Here is a 23814-nt window from a genome sequence, read left to right on the forward strand (position 1 = left end):
CCTGATGGGACTCAGCGGAAAGACTGCACTGGTCACGGGCTCGACGAGTGGTATCGGGCTGGGGATGGCCCGGGCGCTCGCAGCCGAAGGTGCGAACGTGGTGATCAACGGCCTCGGCGATCAGGCCGAGATCGACGGGATCGTCGAGGAGATCCGGGCAGGTGGTGTGGCGGTCAGCTACGACGGCGCCGACCTTCGTGACCCGGCCCAGATAGAGGCGATGATGGCCCGCGCAGCCGGTGAGTTCGGCCGCGTCGACATCCTCGTCAACAACGCCGGGATCCAGCACGTCTCGCCGATCGAGGACTTCCCGCCCGAGAAGTGGGACGCGGTCATGGCCATCAACCTGTCCTCGGCCTTCCACACCATCCGCTGCGCCCTTCCGGCCATGAAGGCCGCGGGGTGGGGCCGCATCGTCAACCTGGCGTCGGCGCACGGCCTCGTCGCCTCAGCCGGCAAGGCCGCCTATGTGGCCGCGAAGCATGGGATGGTCGGGCTGACGAAGGTCGTCGGGCTCGAGACGGCCCGGACCGCCGTCACCTGCAACGCCATCTGCCCGGGCTGGGTGCTGACGCCGCTCGTGCGGGCCCAGATCGAGGCCCGCGCCGAGGCGGAGGGCAGGACGTTCGAGGAGGCGACCGAGGCGCTGTTGGGTGAGAAGCAACCCAGCGCGGCCTTCGTCACGCCCGAGCAACTCGGCGACGTTCTCGTGTTCTTGTGCTCCGACGCCGCTAGCCAGGTGCGGGGAGCGGCGTGGACGGTCGACGGGGGCTGGTGCGCCCAGTAGTCACCATGTCGTTGGCTGCGATGAACGAGCGGACGACGGGGTAGATCTGGTTCTTCCACCGGCGGCCACTGAACACGCCGTAGTGGCCCACCCCCGCCTGGAGGTGGTGGGCCCGGCGGGTGGAGGGGACGGCGGTGCACAGGTCGTGCGCGGCGGCGGTCTGGCCGATGGCGCATATGTCGTCGCGCTCGCCCTCGATCGTCAACAGAGCGGTGCGGCCGATGGCGCCGGGGTCGACCGGTTCGCCGTGGTGGGTCATCTCGCCCCGCGCGAGGTCGTGGGTCTGGAAGACCCGGCTCACCGTCTCGAGGTAGAACTCGGCCGTCATGTCGAGCACCGCGAAGTACTCGGCGTAGAACTCCTGCACCGAGGAGGCTGCGTCCTCGTCGCCCTCGACGAGGCGGTGGTAGAGGTCGATGTGGGACTCGAGGTGGCGGCGCGGGTTCATGGCCAGGAATCCGGCGACCTGCATGAAGCCGGGGTACACGCGTCGGTTGGCGCCATCGTGTCCCCACGGCACCCGGGCGATCAGGTTGCGCTCGAACCACCTCAGGGAGCGTGATGTCGCCAGCTCGTTCACGGAGGTCGGGTTGATCCGCGTGTCCACCGGGCCCGCCATCAGCGTCAGCGACGGTGGCGTGGCCGGGTCACCGTCGGCTGCGAGGACGGCGTTCGCCACCAGAGCCGGGACACAGGACTGACAGACCGCGTGCAGGTGCGTGCCCGGTCCGATGTGGCGGAGGAATCCGATCACATGGTCGGTGTACTCGTCGAGGCCGAAGCGGCCGTCGCCGACGGGGACCTCGCGGGCATTGCGCCAGTCGGTGACGTAGACGTCGTGGTCGCCGGACATGACCTCGACCGTGTTGCGGATGAGCGTGGCGAAGTGGCCCGACAGGGGAGCGAGGACCAGAACGGACGGGCGGGGGACGTCGCCAGCGGACTGTTCCGGCACGAAGCGGACCAGGTCGGCGAACGGGGTCGAAGCCACGACGTCCTCGCGTAGACCGGCGATCGCGAAAGGGGGACGACGGTGGGTCAGGCGTAGGCCCGACAGCGTCTGGTGACCCGCGGCGAAGCGGCGCATCGGGGGATAGCTCCCGTAGACCCGGCCGGGGAGTCCCAGCCGGGCGAACGGCTCGAGGGCCGAGAGGTTGAATCTGGTCAGTCCCGCAACCGACTCGAAGGTCTGATACGCAAGCACGAACCTGCGACATTACCCACCTCAGGTGTCAGGTCACGAACCCTCGTGTGGTGAAATGTGGCATGCCCCCCGCGGTCCTGACCATCAACAGTGCGAACTACGGAGCCTGGTCGTTGCGTGGCTGGCTGCTGTGCAGGTTCGCCGGCCTCGACGTCGAGGTCGAGCACGTGCCCGGCGACGACGAGGATTCCCGCGCGGAGCTGACGATGCTGTCGCCTTCGTTCCTGGTGCCGCGGCTCGACCACGACGGCGCGCGGGTGTGGGGGGTGCTCGCAATGGCGGAGTACATCAACGAGGTGTGCGTCGGGTCCCCGCTCCTGCCCGAGGACCGCATCGCCCGGGCCCACTGCCGCTCCGTATGCAGCGAACTCGTCTCGGGTTTCACGGACCTCGTGACCGCCCTGCCCATGAACGTCCGGGCACGCCACACGGCATTTCCTCTCTGGAAGGGCGCCCGGGCCGACATCGACCGGATCACCGAGATCTGGACGAGCTGCCTCGAGACCTATGGCGGTCCGTTCCTCTTCGGCACGAGCCCGACCATGGCCGACGCGATCTTCGCCCCGGAGTGCACCCGCCTGGCCACCTACGACGTGAGCGTCGCGCCTGAGTGCGCCGGCTACATCTCGACCGTTCTCGGGACAGCGGAGATGGATGAGTGGGTGGCGATGGCCAGAGACGAGCCCGTCGAGTTCGACGAACTCGAGGTCGAGTTCTGAGGTGACATCGCCGGCCCGGCCCGGCTGTTCAGGCCGGTCCGGTGTAGCGGACCACCGGACGGAATCGCAGCGGCTCCTCGGTCAGCTCCTCGAGCATGTGGGCGATCCAGCCGGCGCTGCGCGCCAGCGCGAACACGGCGCCGGGAGCGTCGGGTCGCCATTCGAACAACTCTGCGGTCACCGCGAGGGCCACGTCGACGTTGGGATGTGTCGCCGAGAGGTCCCGGAGGGCGGCGTACACGGCCGCCACGACCTGCGACCGTTCATCGTCGGGGGCCGCTGCCAGAGCCGCGTCCGCGAGAAGGGCGACCCGCGGGTCACCTTCGGGATAGAGCCGGTGACCGAGGCCCCGCCCGTCGCGTACGAGTGCCCCCGCCGTGACCGCGGGCGACGACGCGTCGGCACCGACGAACGCACCACGGACCTCACGTGCTGCGGACCCGTGCAGGGTTCCCCCCATCGGGCCGAGTCCGGCGAGTACGCACGAGTACGGGTCCGCACGCGTCGATGCCGCCACGCGGACGGCGAGGGTGGATGCGGCGAGCTCGTGGTCGGCGAGTAGGACGAGGGCGCGATCGAGTACAGCGACGGTCGGTCCCGACGGGGCCCGGTCGGTAAGCGTCGGCCACAGCGCCGCGGCGATCGACGGTGCGGTCATGTCGCCACCGAGCCCCCGGACCATCGCGGCGATCAGTGCCCGTGCACGCCCGATGACGGCGTCGGGTGTCGGGTCGTGGCGCATCGGGTCGGTGGCGGAGGCTGCCACCACGACGGCCCGGAGCCTGTCGAGCAGCGTCGCCGTGTCGGCGAGCTCGAACGCGGTGACCGCCCGGAGGATCTCCTGGGGGGCCACCCATACGGGTGCGGATCCGGGCAGTTGTCCGGTCCACAGGAGTTCCGCGGTGGCCTCGAATCCGACGCCGTCGGTCAACAGCGTCGCCACGTCCAGGCCGCGGTAACGGAGGCGGTGGTCGTCGGTGGCGGTGATCGCCGTGGAGATGGGCACCTCGAGGCGGCCCGCCCGGTCGCCGCGCCCGTGTGAACTGCGCAGGGAGTCGAGTTCCGCCGCATCGAACATCGAGTGGCGTCCGTCGGGCTTCGTCGGATGCAGCAGCCCTCGGCTCACGTAGGCGTAGAGCGTCTCGACTTTCACGCCGAGGCGGGCGGCGGCGGTCCGGGCGTCCAGGTGGGCGCCGGGCTTCTCGTCCATGTTGACCCGATCATCCTTGAGTTGATCAATGTTGTCAATGTGAGATGGTCCGAGGACGATGGACCCATGACGACGACGACGGAACCCATCCGGCCAGACACCCCCGCAGCCGACGCCGCCACGACCGGCGCGGTGATCGCCCCGCCCGGGCTGAAGGGCCTCGTCGTGGCCGACACGACCATCGGCGAGGTTCGCGGCGCAGAGGGCTTCTACCACTACCGGGGACGATCGGTGCCCGACCTCGCGCGAAGCGCCGATCTGGAGAGCGTCTGGTCCCTCCTCGTGGACGGCGAGTGGCCCGCCGGTGCCGAACGGGCGGCCTTCGCCGCGGAGGTTGCTGCGCTCCGGAGCGTGCCACGCGCGGCCATCGAGGCCGTGGTGACGCTGGCGCAGGCCCCGGCTCTGACCGCGTTGCGGGCGGGACTGATCACCCTCGGGGCCGACGCCCGACCCGTGATCGACTGCGACCGCGCCGGACGGCGCCACGATGCGCTACGGGTGGCCGCGGCGGTCCCCACCCTGGTCGCCGCCCATCACCGCGCCGGTCTGGGCCTCGAGCCGGTCGCGCCCGACTCGACGCTTCCTGCAGTGGCTGACTACCTGCGCATGCTCACTGGCGAGGAGGCCCCCGATGAGGCGGTCGCCGCCGTCCAGACGTACCTCATCGCGACGTTGGACCACGGATTCAATGCGTCCACGTTCACTGCGAGGGTGGTGACGTCGACCGGGGCCGATGTGCCCTCCGCGGTCGTGGCGGCGATCGGTGCCCTGTCGGGCCCGCTGCACGGCGGTGCGCCCAGCCGGGTACTCGACATGCTCGACGACATCGTCGATCCCGGACGGGCTGCGGGCTGGGTCCGGGCGGCCCTCGCGCAGGATCGCCGGATCATGGGGTTCGGCCACGCCGTGTATCGCGACACCGACCCGCGATCCCGCTTGCTGCGGGAGGTCGCCGAGGGACTCGGCGGTGACAGGATCGCTGCAGCGGTGCCGATCGAGAGGGTCATCCTGGAGACGCTGGCCGAAGCCAAGGAGGGTCGGCGGTTCGCGACCAACGTGGAGTACTACGCCGCCGTCGCACTGGAGGCGGCAGGGATCCCCCGTGACCTGTTCACACCCACCTTCGTGGCCAGCCGGGTCATCGGTTGGATCGCCCACATCCTCGAGCAGTCCGGGGATCGGCGGATCATCCGCCCTTCGAGTCGCTACGTCGGCCCGTCGCCGACGTCACGACCGGTCGGCGCAGCGTCAGACCACGCGGCGTAGTTCACGGTCGCCGAAGGCGTCCGTTCCGGCACCGAGTTCGGTGTCGAGCATCTCCGTGACGAGCGACGCGATCGCACTGCGCTCTGCACGCTCGAGCGTGATGTGGGCGAACAGAGGGTGGCCCCGCAGCGCGTCGATCACCGAGACGATCCCGTCGTGGCGTCCGACCCGCAGGTTGTCGCGCTGCGCGACGTCGTGGGTGAGGACCACCCGGCTGTTCGAGCCGAGGCGACTCAGCGCGGTGAGCAGCACGCCCCGCTCGAGGTTCTGGGCCTCGTCGATGATGACGAACGTGTCGGTCAGGCTGCGCCCACGGATGTGCGTCAGCGGTAGCACCTCGAGGATTCCCCGGTTGGTGATCTCGTCGATCACGTGATCGCTGCACATCGCCTCGAGGGCGTCGTTGACGGCCGCCGCCCACGGCGACATCTTCTCGGCCTCGTCGCCGGGCAGGAAGCCGAGGTCCTGTCCGCCGACGGCGAACAGGGGCCGGAACACCAGTACCTTGCGGTGGGTCTCCTGCTCCAGGACGGCTTCTATGCCCGCGGCGAGCGCGAGCACGCTCTTGCCGGTTCCGGCGCGTCCACCCAGACTGACGATGCCGATGTCGGGATCGGACAGCACGTCCGCGGCGAAGCGCTGCTCCGCATTGCGCCCCCTGATTCCGAACAGGTTGTGGTCGCCGTCCACCGGCCGCACGAGCCCGTCGGGATGGAGTCGCCCCAGCGCCGACTGCGATCCGGCCTTCAAGGTGAGACCCGTGTGGCACGGGAGTCCGTCGAGGTCGGCGATCTCAACGGCCCGGTCGGTATAGAGGCGGTCGATCGTCTCGGAGGACACCTGTCGTTCGACCGAGCCCGTCCAGCCCGGGTCGAGCGCGAGTTCGGAGCGGTACTCGTCGGCCGGCACCTCGACCACCGCCGCCTTCAGGCGCAGCGGCAGGTCCTTCGTGACGAGGACCGTCTCGCGGCCCTCGGAGCGCAGCGACTTGGCGACCGACAGGATCCGCTGGTCGTTCGACCCGTCGAGGAGAGCCTTCGGCATCCCGGGCGCATCGACATGGTTCAGCTCGACCCTGACCGTTCCGCCGTGGGGATTGACCGGTACGGGGTTGTGGATCGTGCCGTGGCGGACCCTCAACTCCTCGAGGTGACGCAGGGTCTGGCGTGCCGCCCAGCCCAGCTCCGGATGATGGCGCTTCGCCTCGAGCTCGGTCAGGACGACCAGGGGGAGCACGACATGGTTCTCCTCGAACCGGAAGAGCGCCCCGGGGTCGGCCAACAGAACCGAAGTGTCGAGAACGTACGTGATCACGGTGTCTCGGTCGATGTCGTCAAACTACGTCAGCGCTCCACGCGGACTGTGGATACCACGGTGAACGAACGGTGAAATCTCGTGGTCGCCCGGTTGGCCATGGCCGAAGAGCGACGGGCCCGGCGCCGCCGGAAGCGACACCGGGCCCGTGGGCTGGGTAGGCGTGCCGCCGGCCGGGGCCGGACGGCTCTCACGGCTGTGGGCCGGAGATCTGATGGTGGGTCAGAACTCGTCGTCGAAGGTGACGTCGCCGGAGATCCCGACCTGATAGGCCGAGACGGTCCGCTCGAAGAAGTTCGACAGCTCCTGGACGTCCTGGAGCTCCATGAAGTCGAAGGGGTTCTTCGAGCCGTAACGGGGCTCGAGCCCGAGCTGGGAGAGCCGCTGGTCCGCGATGAACTCGAGGTACTGGCGTGTGTCGGCGACCGTCATCCCGGGGACTCCTTCGCCGAGGATGTCGCGGGCGAAGGTGGTCTCACACTCGATCGCTTCGTGGATCATCGTGTGGATGTCGTCCGCGAGGGAATCGTCGAAGAGGTCGGGTTCCTCGTTGCGCACCGTGTCCACCACCTCGAGGGCGAAGTTCATGTGGCAGCTCTCGTCGCGGAAAACCCAGTTGGTGCCGGCTGCGAGGCCGTTCAGCAGTCCCTTGGACCGTAGGAAGTAGACGTACGCGAAGGCCGCGAAGAAGAACAGGCCCTCGATGCACGTGGCGAAACAGATGAGGTTCAGCAGGAACCGGCGGCGGTCGTCACGGGTCTCGAGGCTGTCGACCGCGTGGATCGAGTCGATCCAGCGGAAGCAGAACTCGGCCTTCTGGCGGATCGACGGGATGTTCTCGATCGCCGCGAACGCCGCCTGGCGCTCGTCGATGTCGGGGATGTAGTTGTCGAGCAACGTCAGGTAGAACTGGACGTGCAGCGCCTCCTCGTAGAGTTGGCGCGACAGGTACATTCTGGCCTCCGGCGCGTTGATGTGCCGGTAGAGGTTGAGAACCAGGTTGTTCGAGACGATGGAATCGCCGGTGGCGAAGAACGCCACCAGACGGTTGACCAGGTGGCGTTCGGCCGGTAGCAGCTTGCGCTTCAGGTCCACCAGGTCATCGGAGAAGTCGATCTCGTCGACGGTCCAGGTGTTCTTGATGGCGTCGCGGTACATGTCGTAGAAGGCCGGGTAGCGCATCGGTCGCAATGTCAGCGCGAAGCCGGGATCCAATAGCGATCGAGGCTGATTGGACGGGTCGGGGGCGATCTCGCTGACCTCGGTCAGCGGTACCTCGACGAACGGGGTCGGTTCGGTGAGGGCCATCAGTCACACGCCTCGCAGGTCTCGGGGTTTTCGAGCGAACAGGCCACGGCTTCTGCGTCGGTGAAGGCCCGTGTGCCGGCGGGGACGGCCTCACCGCCGCCCGGTCCGCCGCCCGGTCCGCCGTCGCCGCCGGTGGTCGGCGCCGACGAGCCCGCCGACGTCTGGTTGATGCGGGTGGCGGGCCGGGACCGTAGGTAGTAGGTGGTCTTGAGGCCGGCCTTCCACGCGTGCAGGTACATCGACGAGAGCTTGCCGATGGTGGGGGTCTCCATGAAGAGGTTGAGCGACTGGCTCTGGTCGATGAAGGCCCCACGCTCGGCCGCCATGTCGATGAGCGACCGCATCGGGATCTCCCAGGCCGTGCGGTACAGCGCCCGCAGGTCCTCGGGGATCTCCGCGATCTCCTGGATGGAACCGTTGGCACGCTTGACGGCCGAGGCCATCTCCGCTGACCACAGGCCCCGCTCCTGGAGGTCACGCACCAGGTACTGGTTGATCTGGATGAACTCGCCCGACAGCGTCTCGCGCTTGAAGAGGTTGGAGACCTGGGGTTCGATGCACTCGAAACAGCCGGCGATGGAGGCGATCGTCGCCGTCGGTGCGATGGCGATCATCAGCGAGTTGCGCACGCCGTGTTCCCGGATGCGGGCCCGCAGGCCGTCCCAACGCTCGGGGTCGGTGGGCTCGACCCCCCACAGGTCGAACTGGAGCTGACCCTTCGAGATGCGGGTCTCGGCGTAGTTCGGGTGGGGGCCCGAACGGGCGGCGAGCTCACAGCTCGTGGACAGCGCCCAGAAGTAGATCTCTTCGGAGATGCGCTGTGACAGGGCCCGTGCCTCGTCGGAGTCGAACGGCAGGCGTAGCTTGAAGAAGACGTCCTGGAGTCCCATGATCCCGAGGCCCACCGGGCGCCACGCCGCGTTGGAGGTGGCGGCCGCGTCCGTGGGGTAGAAGTTGATGTCGATCACACGGTCGAGGAACGGGACGGCGGTGCGGACGACCTCGCCCAGGCGGTCGAAGTCGAATTCGCCGTCACGTACGAGGCGACCGAGGTTGATCGAGCCGAGGTTGCAGACAGCGGTCTCGTCGTTGTTGGTGACCTCGAGGATCTCGGTGCAGAGGTTGGACAGGTGCACGACGCGGTCGTCGCTCCCGGTCTGGTTGCACTTCGTGTTGGAGGCGTCCTTGAAGGTGATCCAGCCGTTGCCCGTCTGGGCGAGCGTGCGCATCATCCTGCTGTAGAGGTGCCGGGCCGAGACCTGCTTCTCGTAGAGGCCGGCCTTCTCGGCCTCGAGGTACGCCCGCTCGAACTCCTCGCCGTAGAGGTCCACGAAGTGCGGGACCGTGCGGGGATCGAACAGCGACCACTGCCAGTCCTTCTCCACCCGTTCCATGAAGAGGTCGGGGACCCAGTTGGCGAGGTTGATGTTGTGGGTACGCCGGGCCTCGTCACCGGTGTTGTCCTTGAGTTCGAGGAACTCCTCGATGTCGGCGTGCCACGTCTCCAGGTAGACGCAGGCGGCGCCCTTGCGGCGTCCACCCTGGTTGACGGCGGCCACCGAACTGTCGAGCGTCTTGAGGAAGGGGACGATCCCGTTGGAGAGGCCGTTGGTGCCCCGGATCAACGAACCGCGGCTGCGCACGCGGCTGTAGGCGAGGCCGATACCGCCGGCGTGCTTGGAGAGTTTGGCGATGTCGGTGTAGCGGCCGTAGATGGCCTCGAGGTCATCCGCGGGGGAGTCCAGCAGGTAGCACGACGACATCTGGGGGTGGGTGGTTCCCGAGTTGAACAGAGTGGGGCTCGAGGCGAGGTACTCGAGTGAGGAGAGCAGCCGGTAGAACTCGATGGCCTCGTCGGCGGAGGTGGACAGGCCACACGCCACCCGCAACATGAAGTACTGCGGTGTCTCGACTGCCTTGCGGGTGTCGGGATGCTTGAGGAGGTAGCGGTCATAGACCGTGCGCAGGCCGAAGAACTCGAAGAGCTTGTCGCCGGCGGTGTCGACGGCGTCGTTGAGGGCCCGGGCGTTGGACTCCACGAACTCCGCGCACTCGTCGCCCACCAGCCCGAGCAGGCGGCCGGCGGCGATCGACTGGCTGAACGAGTGGATGTTCTGCGCCTCGACCTCCTCGTCGATGTAGGTGGCGAGCAGGCGCGCGGCGAGCTTGGAGTAGTTCGGCTCCTCGACGATCAGCGCGGAGGCCGTGCGGATGGCGAGTTCGTCGAGTTCGGCCGTGGTGGCGCCGTCGCACAGGCCCGAGATGGTCCTCGTGGCGACCCGCATCGGATCCACGCCGGTGAGACCCTCGGCGCAGCGCTCGACGCGGCCGACGATCTTGGTGACGTCGACGGGGACCAGGCTCCCGTCACGTTTGCGGACACGCATCCGGGTCTGGAAGGCCTCGTCGTCGAGACGGATCTCCTCGCCCTCGACACCGCCGGAGGCGGATCCTGTCCCGATCGTGCTGACCGACTCGTGCGTGAGTGCCACGGCGGTCTCCCCTCTGCTCGTACCCGATACCCGGTCGCGAATGACCGGGGTCGCCGGAAGTGGCCGATGTCCATCACGCCACGCCCGGCGAACGTCGACCGTTCGCCCATCGGGCTCGGCGTCCGCCGGGCGGCCCTCCCGCTGTGGAGAGCGGCTCTGGTGACCATCACCGGTCATTCATCGAGCCCTTCTGGACTCACAGATTACAGCCGCGTAATTACACCCGTGTCAAGGGGTTCGCGCCGGGGCCTCCGCATCCCCTGTACTTGCGACCATCGGCCCTTCTCGTGCGGCGCTGGCGCGCGTACCGTCGCGCGAGATGGAGGTCACAGGCGTTCGTGTCGTCACCCTCACGGTCAACCCGGCACTCGACGTGGCGGTCACGGTCGAGGCGATGGTTCCCGAGCACAAGATGCACGCCGTGGCGTCGCGGCGGGACCCCGGCGGGGGCGGCGTCAACGTCTCGCGTGCGCTGAGGCGCCTCGGTGTAGCCAGCGAGGCGCTCATCGTGGCGGGAGGCCCCATCGGCGACGAACTCGTCGCGCTCGTCGAGGCGGAGGGCGTGGCGGTCTCACGCATCGCCAACCCACACATGACGCGGGAGTCGATCGCCGTGCGCGATGCGAGCCGTGGCACCCAGTACCGCGTCGTCGTGGACGGCCCGCCGGTCGCCGACGTCGACGCCCTCCTGGACGCCGTGGTCACAGCCGCGCGCGGGGCATCGGTCCTCGTCGTCTCGGGAAATCTGTCGCCGACCACCCCGCCACGGCTCTACCGGGACCTCCTCGCTGCCGTCGACGCGGACTCGCCCGGCATGACGACGGTCGTCGACTGTGCGGGCCAGGCCCTCGCCGAGGCAGTGCGGTCCGCGGCGACGATCGTCAAGCCGAGCCGACGTGAGCTCGCGTCGCTCGTCGACTGGACGCCCGCGACCTCCGGGGAACTCGTCGTGGCCGCCCGCGAGGTCCTCGGACGCGGCGCCGTCGAAGCGCTGGCGGTCTCCCTCGGGGCGCGCGGCGCGGTCCTGGTGGAACGGGACGGTCCCGCGACATGGTTCGCTCCACCGGCCGTGGACGTGGTGAGCACCGTCGGCTCCGGCGACACGATGGTGGCGGCACTCGTGGCGGCACTGTTGGACGGAAGTGACCTCGTCGACGCCGTGCGCCGCGGTGTCGCCGCCGGCACGGCTGCGTGCCTCACCGACGGGACCGACCTGTGCCATGTCGCCGATGTGGAGCGACTCCTCCCGCTCGTGAGGATGGAGACCGACACCGGGCGGATCCGATGACGGCGTCGAGCGTCGGGTTCATCGCCATCGGCCGCCCGACCTTCGACGTCGCTGCCGGTCGGCGCTACGCCCGAATGGCCCTCGGTCGGTTGCGCGACGCCGTCGACGGGTGCGTCGGTACCGACACGGTGTTCACCGAACCCGCCGAGGTGTCCGCCGTCGTCGGGGAGTGGCCCGACCGCCTCGACGCCGTCGTCGTGGCACACGCCACGTTCAGCGACTCCTCGCTGGTGGCGGCCGTGCGGGAGCAGGTCACGGCTCAACTCGTACTGTGGGCCTTCCCGGAGCGACGTACCGGTGACCGCCTCAGGTTGAACTCGCTGTGCGGCCTCAATCTCGCCGCCTACCTGCTGGGACGTCTCGATCCGCTGGGACCGGCGCCGGCCCGACTGTTCGTCGATCCCTCCTCCCCCGGAGCCACCGAGCGACTCGCCGTCGCGTTGGCGCGCCCGACGCGGGTACGCCCCGCGATCTCGGCACCCCCGGACCCGGCGGCTCCGGACCCCGCCGCGCTCCTACGCGCCGACGCGCTGCGTGCGCGCCTCGCCCGGGCCCGCATCGGCGTCATCGGCGAGCCTCCGGTCGGCTTCGAACCCTGTGCCGTGGAGCCCGCCGTGGTCGCGTCGAACATCGGGACCACGATCCGAACCGTGGCCCTCGAAGACCTGTTCGTGCGGGCCGAGGCCGCCACCGGCTCACAGGTCGGTGAACTGGTCGAGCGCGTCTCGCGGAGGATGGCGGGAGTGGACCGTCTCGACCCCGAGGGGGTGCGGCGTAGCCTGCGCCTCCACGTCGCGCTCACCGATCTGGCGGCGGACAACGGCTGGGACGGCGTGGCGCCACGCTGTTGGCCGGAGTGCTTCACCGACAACGGCGGAGCATGCTGCACCCCGCTGGCGCTCGCGATTGGTGACGGTCTGGCCGGTGCCTGTGAGGCCGATGCGCTCGGCGCCGTGATCACGCTCGCGCTGGGAGACCTCGCCGGTGGCGACGCGTTCGTCGCGGACCTGGTCGACGTGGCCCACGAGGGCGACGGTGAGACGGCTGTGCTGTGGCACTGTGGCGCGGCACCGTTGTCGATGGCCGCCACGGAGCGCCCGGCCGCCGGTGTCCATGTCAACCGGGAGATCCCGCTCGTCGGTGACTTCGGGCTGCGACCGGGCCGGGTGACCATCGCGCGGTTCTCGCGCTCGCGGGGCACGACCCGGCTCGTGGTCGGGGCGGGAACGGTCGTCGACGGACCCGCTCCGTTCCGGGGGACCAGTGGCGTCGTGCGCATGGACCCGGGTGGTCGCGGACTCCTCGACATCGTCGTCGACGAGGGTCTCGAACACCACTACGGCTTCGTCTACGGCGACGTCACCGACGAACTCGAGGCGCTCGCAGCATTGCTGGCGCTGCCCCTCGTGCGGCTCTGACCACGATGTGAGGTCCGTGGCGGCGGCGTCGCCAGTCCCTACGGTTGTGTCGGCACATCGCCGCCAGCCGACCCGGGAGGCACCGTGTTCAGCCTCGCTCAGACCGACACCACCGACATCGTCACCAATTCGGGTCGCCTCTTCGACGCCTGCGGTGCGGAGCCCTCGACGACGTGCCGGTGGGTGTTCGAACAGACCGACAACGAGTTCCTCGCGACCGCCGCGGACTGGGTGATCGACCGGCCCCTCAGCATCATCGTGATCCTGATCGGAGCATTCGTGCTCTCGAGGCTGGCGAAACGGGCCATCCGGCACCTCAGCTCCGAGATCACGGACGCGACGACCGGGGACAAGCTCGCAGGCCTGCGGGGGTCGACGGCGGGGCGCCTCCTGATGGAGGACGGTGAGAGCGCCCGGGCCGCCTCGCGCGCCGAGACCCTGTCGACGGTCCTGTCGAGTGTCGCGTCGGCGGTGATCTGGGGACTGGCCTCCCTGATGATCCTCGGTGAGTTGAGCATCGAGATCGGACCTCTGATCGCAGGAGCGGGCGTTGCGGGCATCGCACTCGGCTTCGGTGCCCAGACGGTCGTGCGCGACTTCCTCACCGGCCTTTTCATGCTCATCGAGGACCAGTTCGGCGTGGGCGACATCATCGACGTCGGACAGATCGGCGGGCCCGACATCGTCGGTGTCGTCGAGAAGGTGTCACTGCGGACCACGACTCTCCGTGACCTCCAGGGGACCGTCTGGCACGTTCCCAACGGCGAGATCCTGCGGGTGGCGAACAAGTCGCAGTTGTGGTCGCGTGCGCTGCTGGACATCGAAGTGTCCTACGACACCGATCTCCGTCTCGCCGAGGGGATCATCCAGCGGGTGGCCAACGAGATGTGGGAGAACGACGACGGGCCCGGAGTCCACATTCTCGAAGAGCCCGAGGTGTGGGGCGTCCAGTCGCTCGGTGCGAGCGGGATCGCCCTCCGTCTCGTCATCAAGACCGAACCTGCCGAACAGTGGCCGATCGAGAGGGAACTGCGCCTGCGCATCAAGGAGGCGTTCGACGAGGCAGGGATCGAGATTCCGTTCCCGCAGCAGACCATGTGGGTCCGCTCCGACGACACCCCGCCACGCGCTTCGGCGGGCGACGTGCCCGTCGTCATGCCTCCTCGTTACCGGACCGGTGCGGGGTCCGAGGGTCGGGGCGAGCCCGAGGCCGAGGCCGACGGTGGTGGGCGCTGAGCCGGGCGCAGGCCTGCCCCTTGGAGTGACGCGGCTGGTTACCCAGTGGTAACATAGCCTCGGCCGCCATATCGCGGTGGTCCGTTCCCGCTTCAGGAGGCCGTACCGATGGGTGATTTCTCGCTCGAGCTCAGCGAAGACCACGTCCAGCTGCAGAAGTGGGCCCACGAGTTCGCCGCCGAGGTCATGCGTCCCGTCGCGGCGGAGTGGGACCGCCGCGAGGAGACGCCCTGGCCGGTGATCCGCCAGGCCGCCGAGATCGGCGTGTACGGCGTGGACTTCCAGCTCCAGGCACTCCTCGATCCGACGGGACTCACGTACCCGATCGTCCTCGAGGAGCTCTTCTGGGGTGACGCCGGGATCGGCCTCTCACTGCTCGGGACCGGCCTCGCCGCCGCCGGCATCCACGCAGCCGGCACCCAGGAGCAGCTCATGGAATGGGTGCCCCGGTGCTACGGCACACCGGAGAAGCCGGCGCTCGGCGCATTCTGCGTCTCGGAGCCCGACGCCGGCTCCGACGTCTCGTCGCTGCGCACGACGGCACGCTACGACGAGGCCAACGACGAGTGGGTCCTCAACGGCACGAAGACATGGATCACCAACGGCGGCATCGCGGATGTCCACGTCGTGGTTGCGTCGGTGGACCGCGAACTCGGCGCACGTGGCCAGGCCTCGTTCATCGTCCCGCCGGACACTCCCGGGCTGAGCCAGGGTCGCAAGTTCTCCAAGCACGGCATCCGGGCCAGCCACACCGCCGAGGTCGTTCTCGACGACGTGCGTGTTCCCGGTGAGCTGGTCCTGGGAGGCCGCGCCAAGCTCGAGGAACGTCTCGCCCGGGTCCGGGAGGGTGGGCGCTCCTCATCGCAGGCTGCCATGCAGACCTTCGAGGCCACCCGGCCCGCCGTCGCCGCGCAGGCGGTCGGTATCGCCCGTGCGGCCTACGAGTACGCGCTCGACTACGCCAAGGAGCGCAAGCAGTTCGGCCGGGCGATCATCGAGAACCAGTCGATCGCCTTCATGCTCGCCGACATGGCCACCGAGATCGATGCCGCGCGTCTGCTCGTGTGGCGCGCCGCCTGGCTCGCGAAGAACGGGCAGTACACGAACGGCGAAGGTTCGATGTGCAAGCTGAAGGCCGGACGCGTCGCCACCTGGGCCACCGAGCGGGCCATGCAGATCCTCGGCGGCGCCGGCTACGTCGACGAACACCCCGTGGAGCGCTGGCACCGCGACGCCAAGATCTACGACATCTTCGAAGGCACCGAGCAGATCCAACAGCTCGTGATCAGCCGGGCCATCTCGGGCGTGCGGATCCGCTAGTCGCCGGCGTGTGCGTGGCCGGGTTTCGGCCGCGGCGATCGCTACATCGTCAGTGTGATGAGTCCGCGTTGCTCGCCGTCAGCATCGGTGAACTGGACGCGCCCCGTGTCACCCGTGAACGTGAACTCGGCCGAGTAGACCAGTTCGACCGGTAGGGCGAGGCTCGGATCGCAACTCTCGCCCTCGGGCATCTCCGGCTGTGCCTCGAATCCGTCCCGGAACAACAGGAACTCGACCGAGGCGTTTCCGGTTCCACCGCCCAGCGGTTCGGGCTCGACGAGGTCGTGGATCGCTGCGTAGGTGGCGCGGCAGACCACGATGCCGTCGATGTTCTGTGCCGGTACCCGGTTCGCCGTCCAGCCTCCGTTGACGGCGGTCACGACGCCGTCGGCGACCTCGACCACGAGTTCGTTGTCGGTGACCTGCGCGTCGGCGAAGGCTGCGAAGTACTCGTCGGTGAACGTTCCCCGGTAGGTGCCGTCGGGCGGGTTGGTCGGGTCGCCGGCGGCGACCGCGGGCGACACGCCGTCGTCGGTGTCGTCGCTCGTGTCAGATCCGCTCACTGTCGCCGCCGTGTCGTCGTCGCCGGCGAGAGCCGATGAGATCAGGCCGGTCACGACGAGCGCGACGACGAGTCCGAGTATCGGGAGCCACTGGCGCTGTGTCGCCCGGTTGCGAGGTTCGCCACTGTCGCCGGAGGGCCGCATGTGAGCCATGGGCCGACGTCCCTGCGCGGGGTCGGTTCGGTCGGCGGGGTCGTCGGCCATGCCATGACCCTAGAGACTCGGGAAGTTCACGTCATCACCGGTTCGAGTTCGGCGATGTGCACGATCGCGTCGCCGCGGTTCACGAGCGGGTGGCGGGTGTGACCGATGACCATCCCGGCGAGGCGCGAGCGCACCGTGCCCAGTCGCTTCCCGAACGGGTCGTGGATGGCCGCGATCTCGTCGCCCTCGCCGATGGTGTCCCCCAGTGCGACGTCGAGATGGGTGATGCCGCTGCGGGTCGCGCGGACCCAGGCCGACGACCGCGACGACCGTGACGGATGGGCGGGGGCCGGCGCATCGCTGATCATCCCGACCGACTGCATGGCCCGCAACACACCGTCGGTTCCGGTTCCGATGCTCCACTCGTCGAAGCGGTCGGCCTCGCCGCCTTCGAACAACAGCGTGGCCGCGCCCGCCCTCGTGGCGGCCTCGCGCAGCGACCCGTCGCGGGTGCGGGCGTGCAGCATCAGCGGCGCTGCGAATGCATCGGCGAGCTTGCGCACCTCGGGCACGTCGAGGTCGCCCCGGACCTGGGGCAGGTTCACGCGGTGATCGGACCCCGTGTGCAGGTCGATCCCCATCGAACAACGGCCGATGATCTCGGTCATCATCAGGTTGGCGACGCGCGACGCCAGCGATCCGCGTGGAGACCCCGGGAAGGAACGGTTGAGGTCGCGGCGGTCGGGGAGATAGCGGTCGCCGGTGTTGAAGCCGTGCACGTTGACGACCGGCACGGCGATCACCGTCCCGGCCAGGTTGCGGGCGTCGACGGTGGCGAGGACACGACGGATCACCTCGACGCCGCACAGTTCGTCTCCGTGCACTGCTGCGCTCAGCCAGATGGTCGGACCGTCCGCCGTGCCATGGATCACCAGGACCGGCAGGGCGACCGGCGTGCCCGACGTGAGGCGGGCGATCGGCAGCTCGAGCTTGGCCCGGCGCCCGGCGCGCACCTCCGTCTCCGCGATGGTGAACGGCGCCCGGCTCACCCGGCGCGCTGTCACGGTGTGCCGACCGCCCCGTCGGGCGGCTCGATGGGGTCCTCCGGCAGCGGTTGGACCTTCGTGCGCGCCTTGCGCCGTCGCCGTTCGGGGACGAGGTCGCGCATCGACTCGAGCTTGCCGAAGCACAGGAGACGGTCTTCGGGTTCGAGTTCACGGCTCGAGCGCGGGTTCGGGATCACGGTCGTCCCACGGGTCAGGGTCAGCACCGTGATGTCGCGGTCTCGCAGGCCGGAGTCGCCGATGGTGCGTCCGACGAGGTCGGACCCTTCGCGCACGTGGAGTTCCGATACCCCGTAGGCGGAGCTCACGGTGAGCCGCTGGCGGACGTCGAGTTCGGGGAACGCGACCTGGGCCGCGATGTAGTCGATGATCGCGCCGGCGATGTCGAGGCCGGTCGCCCCCTCGATGCCCTCGAGGCCCGGCGAGGAGTTGACCTCCATCACCAGCGGACCGTCGTCGCCTTCGAGCATGTCGACCCCGGCGACGCGTAGCCCCATGATCTGTGCTGAGCGCACGGCGACCTCGGTGTACTGCTCGTCGAGTTCGACCACCTCGGTGGTTCCGCCGCGGTGGACGTTCGAGCGGAACTCGTCGCCCTGGGCCACCCGCCGCATGGCGGCGACGACACGATCGCCGACCACCAGCGCGCGGATGTCGCGCCCCCTGCTCTCCTTCACGAAGCTCTGGAGCAGGACGTTCTGCTTGGTGCTCTGCAGCGTCTCGATGATCGCTTCGGCGACCTTGGTGTCGGGCGCGAGGATCACGCCGATCCCCTGAGTCCCCTCGAGGAGCTTGATGACGACGGGAGCGCCGCCGACCTGGTCGATGGCGGCGAGTACGTCCGCGCGGTCGCGCACGAACATGGTGGCGGGCATGCCGATGCGGTGGCGCGACAGGATCTGGGTGGCCCGCAACTTGTCCCGGGAGTTGGCGATGCCCGCCGAGGTGTTCGGCGTGTACACGTCCATCTGCTCGAGTTGGCGGACGACCGAGAGTCCGAAGAACGTGATCGACGCCCCGATGCGGGGAAGGGCCGCGTCGTAGTGCGAGAGCTGTCGCCCCCGGTACATGAGGTCGGGTTCGTCGCCCGACAGGTCGATCGCGAACCGCAGCGTGTTGAGAACCTTGACCTCGTGACCGCGCTCGAGTGCGGCCCGCTTGAGCCGGGCCGTGCTGTATGCGTTGGGGGAGCGGGACAGGATTGCGAGTCTCATTCGCCGGGGATCCTTTCGGGGGCGGGCTGGAGGAAGGAACGTCCGGGATCCACCACGAACCGGGACTTGAGGGCCGAACGCCCGAGGAGCATCCGGAAACCCATGGCATCGCGCGAGGTCAACGTCACGTCGATCGGCCAGGTGATGCCACCGACACTCGCGGTGGTGCGGATGACCGGCCGACTCTCGACCTTGCCGTTGGACGACCGGACCCGCCGGAAGCCCTGCACGGGCCATTCGACGCGGACCGCGCCCCGCGCCGAGCGCTGAACCGGGTGCATCTCGAAGCTGGCGACCGGCCCGGCCTCGCCGGGAACGACCTCGAGGCGGAACGCGTGCAGCGCGGATGTCCTCGCACCGGTGTCGACCTTCGCCTTGAGTGGCGTCTCACACAGCTCGGGCAGGACGAGCCACTCGCGCCACCCCACGACCGGTCGTTGTCTCGGGGGGCGTCGGGCCATCAGAGGGGCAGGGTACGTCAATGCGACCAGCGAGCACCGCTGCACGGTTGCTGCGGGATATGTCAGCCCGCCACTTCGGCGATGTCGAGACCGATGAGGATGCACAGCAGGATGATCACGGACACGTTGATCACGGTGATCGGGATCTTCCACCGGTGGTCGTTCATCCAGAAACGGCGGATGCTCGCGATGTTGAACCCGATGGCCACCGTTCCGATCGCGATGCCCAGCGCGGGACCGACGCCGCCGGCCAGGCCCAACAGCGGGAGTGCCCACGGGAACACGATGTAGCTGAGCAGGCAGCGCACACCCGACACGAGAATGGAGGTCGAGAACACGTTGGCCGAGGGGTCCGCCGCGGTGGGGGCCATGGCCGGTTTCGCCGTCACGAGGCGTTCGGTGCGACTCATCCCCACCAGCATGCCCCCGCCGGCCATCGGGTGCGAACCTCAGGTGGTGGATTTTCCGGGGCTGTTCACGTCCCGAACCGCCACCACCTTTTCTTCGGGTTCGCCGTGGTGTCGTCGTCCCGGTCGAGCGTGCCGGCAGCGGACTCGAGGTGACGGGCGCCGTCGCCGATGAGATCGGCGGAATCGGTGATCTCGCATTCCAGTTGCTGGTCGTAGGCGGACCAGCCGGACTCCTCACAGATCACCGAGACGACCTCGGCGACACGGGTCATCGCGCTCGTCGCGTCGTGTGCGCCGTGCGCGTGGGGGATCGACACGAAAGCCGAGTGTTCCTCGAAGATGACCCTCACGGTCGGCGACTCGACGGTCAACTCGAGGCGGTTGACCCGACCGCGACCGAATTCGGCATCCGCACCGGCGATACGGTTCGCGGCGCGTTCCCAGCACCGTGTCATCGGCGCGCTCAGCCGGGGCGGCATCATGTCTGCTGACTGCTCGATGCGTTCCAGCGTGCGATCCCAGCTCTCGCCCGGGAGCCTGCGGGTGATCACGATGTCGTAGGCCATCACCAACGATCGCGGGAATCGCAGCGCGAGGCCAGATGTTCCCTGCACGAACCCATCGAAAGGAACCGAGCACCGTGGCACCACGACCGACGACCCTGGCCCTCAGCGGCGCGCTCGCGGGCGGCGTCGCCAGCCTCGTCGCGCTCATGGCGACGGGGCGGCTGACCCTCGACACGGGCTGGGGGCGCACGACCCATGCGCTGGGTCCGCTCACCTGGGAGATCGCGGCGCCCCGAGAGATGGTCTGGCAGCAGTTCACCGGGCACTACCTGGGTCGGATCCCCCGTGAGATGCGTGACAGTCTCGAGATCGTCGAGCGCGGCGAGGACCTGGTGGTCGCGGCGCACCACACCGACGTGGGCCCGTACCGTGCCGTGACGGTCGAGGCGGTCGGATTCGAAGAACCCGAACGGATCCGGTTCCGTCATCTGCGTGGTCCGGTGCCCCACGCGACCGAGGAGTTCGTCCTCGAGGAGATCGACGGGCAGTCCACGCGCTTCACCTACACCGGCGAGATCGGTCTCGACTGGTGGCTGATGGGCGATCTCGCGGCGCGTCTCGCCGTCGTGCCGATCTGGACCGACACGGTGCGCGACCACGTCGAGAAGTCCATAGAGGCGGTCACCGAACGGGCGCAGGCGCGCCGCCGTCGCGAGCGCCGGGGCGACCCGGGGTCGGCTCAGGACGACTCGGCGAGCAACGACACGTAGCCGATCGTCCCGTCGTCGATGGCCGCCGACACGCGACCGAGGACGTCCTGGCCCAGCTTCAGGGCGTCGCCGATGGGTAGCGAAGCCACGTCGGGCATCACCAAATCGATTCCCGGCAGTGGGGCGAGTTCGAGGCCGGGTGGGACGATCCCGGCTGCCACCGCCCCCTGGAGCATGGCGAGGCGTCGCCGTGCCTGGGCGACGAGGTCGGCGACGTCGCGCCGGTGGTCGCCGGGAGTGGCGACGATGAAGCCGGCCTCCGCGAGGAGTCCGGCCCAACCCTGCGTCGACAGCGCTCCCGAGGCGCAGGCGATCCAGCCGAGGAGGGAATCCAGTTCGGGCGGGAGCGGGCCCGCCACGACGACGTCGGACATGACGAGGTGGCCCCCGGGGCGCAGCACCCGGCGAATCTCTGCGAGCGCGGTCCGCTTGTCGGGGAAGACCGACATCACGCACTCGGCGAGCACCAGATCGAACGAGGCGGTGACGAACGGGAGACGTTCGGCGTCGGCGCGTCCGACGGGGCCGGCTGCGGTCGAGGCGGCTTCGGCCGCCAGCCCGGCGGACACGTCGATTCCGAACGGGGTCATGCCCGCGCCGGCCAGCCACCGCAGCGTCGCGCCGGTCCCGGACCCGATGTCGAGCGCGGTCGAATCCGGCGCGAGCTCGAGGGATTCGACCAGCCGGGCCGTCAGCGAGGTGCCTCCGGGACGGAACGCGTCCCCTGCGAGGAGCTGGACCGCGGGATGCGACCACAGGTCGCCGCAGCACGACTTGACGTCGGCCGGTTCGCCCGGCGCGACGGGTAGCTGCACCCCGCTCATCGTGTGGCGATCGTGACGCTGTGTTCGCCCGGCCCGGCCGTCGGGACGGGTCCCGGCTGGGGTCGGTGGTCCGGGGCCGACCGGTACAGGGTGTTGTAGGCGCAGAACGGGATGATCCGCCCGTCGGGGAGCGCCTCGGAGATGCAGCAGTTCTTGACCCGCTCGGCGTCGAAGATCCACCTGTCCATGAACCCCTCGATCGTCACGGCGAAGATCTGCTGTGGCAGGTCGTCGACGCGGTCCATCTCCGCGATCAGCGGTTCGCACGCGCACATGAAGGCGTCGGCCTGGCGGCTACTCCCCGCTGGCGCGGACTTCGAGTAGAGCTTCATCAGCACGGCGCGCATCTCCGCCGCGTCGCGCTCGTAGACCTCCGAGAGGTTCGGCATGGCGGTGTTCTCGATGTAGGAGAGGTAGGTCTCCACCGGCACCATCTGCGTGACGGGTGTGACGACCCCGTCATTCACCCACGCGTAGGTCGCCGCGGTGCACATGGGGTCACAACACGGGATCGGTACGAAGTCCGACCGGGAGAAGATCGTCGAGTCCCGGTCGATCGAGTCGATGACGTCGGTCAGCGTCATGCGGTCGGCGGTGTCGAACGGGACGAAGCGACCTTCGCCGAACTGCGGCTGCAGAGACACCGACCTCACCGCACGGTGCTCGGCCCCGAAGCGGATGATCTCGGCGAGTTCACCGTCGTTGACGCCCTTGACGACCGTGGCGACGAGCACGACGCGCGCACCCGCATCCGCGAGGTTCTCCAGCGCCGTCAACTTGGTCTCGAGGAGGGAGCCGTCGCCCCGCAGCGTCTCGTAGGTCGACGACTCGAACCCGTCGAACTGCAGGTACACGAGCATGTCGCGTGCTGCGATCTCCGCTGCCAACCCGGGGTTGCGCGCGATCCGCACACCGTTGGTGTTCACAACCAGGTACCGGATGGGGTGGTCGGCGAGCATGTCGGCGATCTCGAGGAACTGCGGGTGGATCGTCGGCTCGCCTCCCGACAGCATCACGACGTCCGCCTGGCCGCCTTCGGCCTTGACGATCGCCCGGGCCATCGCCTCGACGTCCGCGAGGCTGCGGTGGTTCACGTGCGCTTCGCCCGCGAAGCAGGCCGGGCAGGTGAGGTTGCAGGCCTCGGTGATCTCGAAGACGGTGACGCAGCTGTGCTGGAGGTGTTCGTCGCAGAATCCGCAGTCGTGGGGACAGCCGTGGTCCGTGTCCGACGCGAGGTGGGCCGGCTTGCGGCCCGGGGTCACGAACTGGCGGCTCCACCGCCACCACTCGACGTCGGACAGCACGAGGGTCTCGGAGAAACCGTGCGTGTCGCACGTCCGCCGCAACCAGACCTTCCCGCCGTGGGTGACCGTGCGGGCCGGGAGCACGTCGAGGCAGGTGGGGCACAGCGCGCTCGTCTCCGCCAGCACCTCCACGTCGTCGGAGTCGCTGTGGTGATCAGTGGCCATGGGGTGCGAACACCTCGGGGAGGGGAGTCATTCCTCCGCGAGTGTCACGTCGACGCCGAACGGCGATCCAGTCGAGGACGTGAGGTCCTCGACGCGACCCGCATCGCACACGTCACCGGTCACCTGATCGAGAGCCGCGAGTCGTTCGGCCGTGTCGGTGACCACCGCGGCAGTGACCTCGGTGCGCAGCGGTCGCTTCGCCTCGCTCTTCGCTTTGCGGATCTCGCCGAGCACATCGGATGCGACCGTGTACACGGCGGGGTCGACGTCGCCGGCCGCGGCGCGCAGTTCCCGTGACGTCGGCCAGTCGGTTGCGTGGATGGAACCCTCACGCCACCACGACCAGACCTCCTCCGTCACGAACGGCAGGACGGGAGCGAACAGCCTGAGCACGGTCGCGAGGGTCGTGCGCAGCGTCGCACGGGCCGACCGGGCGGGACCTTCGCCCGACCCGCCGTAGGCGCGGTTCTTGACGAGCTCGAGGTAGTTGTCGGTGAGGTCCCAGAAGAAAGCCTCGGTGCGCTCGAGGCAGCGGGCGTAGTCGTAGCCCTCGAAGGCCGTCGTGGCCTCGTCGACGAGGTCGGCGAGACGGGCGAGCAGGGCCGCGTCCACGGGCTCGGTGACGGCCTCGAGACCCGGCTCGGCGTGACCGTCGTCGCCGAGGCCGAGCGCAAGCTCGCCATCAAGATCCTCAATGCGAGCCGATTCGCGCTCGGCCTCGGCGACGACGGTCACGCCGAGCCGGGTCTCGAGGCCGTCACCGAGCCCGTGGACGCGGCCCTGCTCGCCCGTCTCGCCGACCTCGTCGACGAGGCCACGACGGCCTT

22 protein-coding genes are annotated in these 23814 nt (G+C 69.1%); 8 read left to right on the forward strand and 14 right to left on the reverse strand.

Features of this window, described 5'->3' with window-relative positions:
• Positions 1-4 precede the first annotated feature (4 nt).
• On the forward strand, positions 5-787 hold the full coding sequence (locus tag RIE08_17350) for a 3-hydroxybutyrate dehydrogenase (protein MEQ8719377.1): 783 nt from the start codon (positions 5-7) through the stop codon (positions 785-787).
• Here RIE08_17350 and phaZ read toward each other — a convergent pair.
• Positions 732-1991, reverse strand: coding sequence for a polyhydroxyalkanoate depolymerase (gene phaZ, locus RIE08_17355; protein ID MEQ8719378.1), 1260 nt, complete (start codon positions 1989-1991; stop codon positions 732-734). The two genes, RIE08_17350 and phaZ, sit on opposite strands and share 56 nt — an antisense overlap.
• A 62-nt stretch (positions 1992-2053) precedes the next feature.
• On the opposite strand from phaZ, the gene RIE08_17360 reads away from it, so the two are divergent.
• Positions 2054-2710, forward strand: a complete 657-nt coding sequence (locus tag RIE08_17360; protein ID MEQ8719379.1) for a glutathione S-transferase — start codon at positions 2054-2056, stop codon at positions 2708-2710.
• Between the two features lie 28 nt (positions 2711-2738).
• Here the strand turns inward: RIE08_17360 and RIE08_17365 are convergent, their stop codons facing one another.
• On the reverse strand, positions 2739-3920 hold the full coding sequence (locus tag RIE08_17365; GenBank protein ID MEQ8719380.1) for a citrate/2-methylcitrate synthase: 1182 nt from the start codon (positions 3918-3920) through the stop codon (positions 2739-2741).
• 66 nt (positions 3921-3986) lie between these two features.
• Here RIE08_17365 and RIE08_17370 point away from each other — a divergent pair, with 66 nt between their 5' ends.
• The gene (locus tag RIE08_17370) at positions 3987-5186 is read left to right on the forward strand and encodes a citrate synthase (protein ID MEQ8719381.1); all 1200 of its coding nucleotides are present in this window, start codon (positions 3987-3989) and stop codon (positions 5184-5186) included.
• Here the strand turns inward: RIE08_17370 and RIE08_17375 are convergent.
• From RIE08_17375 to RIE08_17385, 3 genes are all read right to left on the reverse strand, one after another.
• Positions 5169-6500 (reverse strand): PhoH family protein, encoded by a 1332-nt coding sequence (locus tag RIE08_17375; GenBank protein ID MEQ8719382.1) that lies wholly within the window; start codon positions 6498-6500, stop codon positions 5169-5171. The two genes, RIE08_17370 and RIE08_17375, sit on opposite strands and share 18 nt — an antisense overlap.
• Before the next feature lie 222 nt (positions 6501-6722).
• On the reverse strand, positions 6723-7808 hold the full coding sequence (locus tag RIE08_17380; GenBank protein ID MEQ8719383.1) for a ribonucleotide-diphosphate reductase subunit beta: 1086 nt from the start codon (positions 7806-7808) through the stop codon (positions 6723-6725).
• A complete protein-coding gene (locus tag RIE08_17385; GenBank protein MEQ8719384.1) occupies positions 7808-10300 on the reverse strand; it encodes a ribonucleoside-diphosphate reductase subunit alpha in 2493 nt (830 codons plus the stop codon). Before RIE08_17385 ends, RIE08_17380 begins: the two co-directional genes overlap by 1 nt.
• A gap of 319 nt (positions 10301-10619) precedes the next feature.
• On the opposite strand from RIE08_17385, the gene RIE08_17390 reads away from it, so the two are divergent.
• From RIE08_17390 to RIE08_17405, 4 genes are all read left to right on the forward strand, one after another.
• Positions 10620-11588, forward strand: coding sequence for a hexose kinase (locus tag RIE08_17390; GenBank protein ID MEQ8719385.1), 969 nt, complete (start codon positions 10620-10622; stop codon positions 11586-11588).
• Positions 11585-13006, forward strand: a complete 1422-nt coding sequence (locus tag RIE08_17395) for a hypothetical protein (protein ID MEQ8719386.1) — start codon at positions 11585-11587, stop codon at positions 13004-13006. The genes RIE08_17390 and RIE08_17395 overlap by 4 nt, the downstream gene beginning before the upstream one ends.
• 84 nt (positions 13007-13090) lie before the next feature.
• A complete protein-coding gene (locus RIE08_17400; GenBank protein MEQ8719387.1) occupies positions 13091-14242 on the forward strand; it encodes a mechanosensitive ion channel family protein in 1152 nt (383 codons plus the stop codon).
• Positions 14243-14350: 108 nt separating this feature from the next.
• Entirely contained in the window at positions 14351-15562 is a 1212-nt protein-coding gene (locus RIE08_17405; GenBank protein MEQ8719388.1) for an acyl-CoA dehydrogenase family protein, read from the forward strand.
• A 41-nt stretch (positions 15563-15603) separates the two neighbouring features.
• On the opposite strand, the gene RIE08_17410 is transcribed toward RIE08_17405, so the two are convergent.
• The 6 genes from RIE08_17410 to RIE08_17435 all read right to left on the reverse strand — a co-directional run bounded on the left by RIE08_17410 (position 15604) and on the right by RIE08_17435 (position 20032).
• Complete coding sequence (locus RIE08_17410) at positions 15604-16329, reverse strand: hypothetical protein (protein MEQ8719389.1); 726 nt, start codon at positions 16327-16329, stop codon at positions 15604-15606.
• A 26-nt stretch (positions 16330-16355) separates the two neighbouring features.
• The gene (locus RIE08_17415; GenBank protein MEQ8719390.1) at positions 16356-17318 is read right to left on the reverse strand and encodes a succinylglutamate desuccinylase/aspartoacylase family protein; all 963 of its coding nucleotides are present in this window, start codon (positions 17316-17318) and stop codon (positions 16356-16358) included.
• An 11-nt stretch (positions 17319-17329) separates the two neighbouring features.
• Positions 17330-18547 carry a RimK family alpha-L-glutamate ligase gene (locus RIE08_17420; GenBank protein ID MEQ8719391.1) on the reverse strand — a complete coding sequence of 406 codons (1218 nt, stop codon included), beginning with the start codon at positions 18545-18547 and terminating at the stop codon, positions 17330-17332.
• Positions 18544-19008 carry a RimK/LysX family protein gene (locus tag RIE08_17425; GenBank protein ID MEQ8719392.1) on the reverse strand — a complete coding sequence of 155 codons (465 nt, stop codon included), beginning with the start codon at positions 19006-19008 and terminating at the stop codon, positions 18544-18546. Before RIE08_17425 ends, RIE08_17420 begins: the two co-directional genes overlap by 4 nt.
• A 62-nt stretch (positions 19009-19070) precedes the next feature.
• Positions 19071-19445: a hypothetical protein gene (locus tag RIE08_17430; GenBank protein MEQ8719393.1), complete on the reverse strand. Its 375-nt coding sequence runs from the start codon at positions 19443-19445 to the stop codon at positions 19071-19073.
• Between the two features lie 38 nt (positions 19446-19483).
• Positions 19484-20032 carry a hypothetical protein gene (locus RIE08_17435; protein MEQ8719394.1) on the reverse strand — a complete coding sequence of 183 codons (549 nt, stop codon included), beginning with the start codon at positions 20030-20032 and terminating at the stop codon, positions 19484-19486.
• A gap of 26 nt (positions 20033-20058) precedes the next feature.
• On the opposite strand from RIE08_17435, the gene RIE08_17440 reads away from it, so the two are divergent.
• Complete coding sequence (locus RIE08_17440) at positions 20059-20694, forward strand: SRPBCC family protein (GenBank protein ID MEQ8719395.1); 636 nt, start codon at positions 20059-20061, stop codon at positions 20692-20694.
• Here the strand turns inward: RIE08_17440 and RIE08_17445 are convergent.
• The 3 genes from RIE08_17445 to RIE08_17455 form a co-directional block, all read right to left on the reverse strand.
• On the reverse strand, positions 20664-21518 hold the full coding sequence (locus RIE08_17445; protein MEQ8719396.1) for a methyltransferase domain-containing protein: 855 nt from the start codon (positions 21516-21518) through the stop codon (positions 20664-20666). The genes RIE08_17440 and RIE08_17445 overlap by 31 nt on opposite strands.
• Positions 21515-22987 carry a radical SAM protein gene (locus RIE08_17450; protein MEQ8719397.1) on the reverse strand — a complete coding sequence of 491 codons (1473 nt, stop codon included), beginning with the start codon at positions 22985-22987 and terminating at the stop codon, positions 21515-21517. The genes RIE08_17445 and RIE08_17450 overlap by 4 nt, the downstream gene beginning before the upstream one ends.
• Positions 22988-23014: 27 nt before the next feature.
• The coding region (locus RIE08_17455; GenBank protein ID MEQ8719398.1) for a class I tRNA ligase family protein at positions 23015-23814 on the reverse strand (800 nt) is incomplete at its 5' end.

It is taken from the genome of Acidimicrobiales bacterium (assembly GCA_040219085.1).
Lineage (GTDB): Bacteria > Actinomycetota > Acidimicrobiia > Acidimicrobiales > JAVJTC01 > JAVJTC01.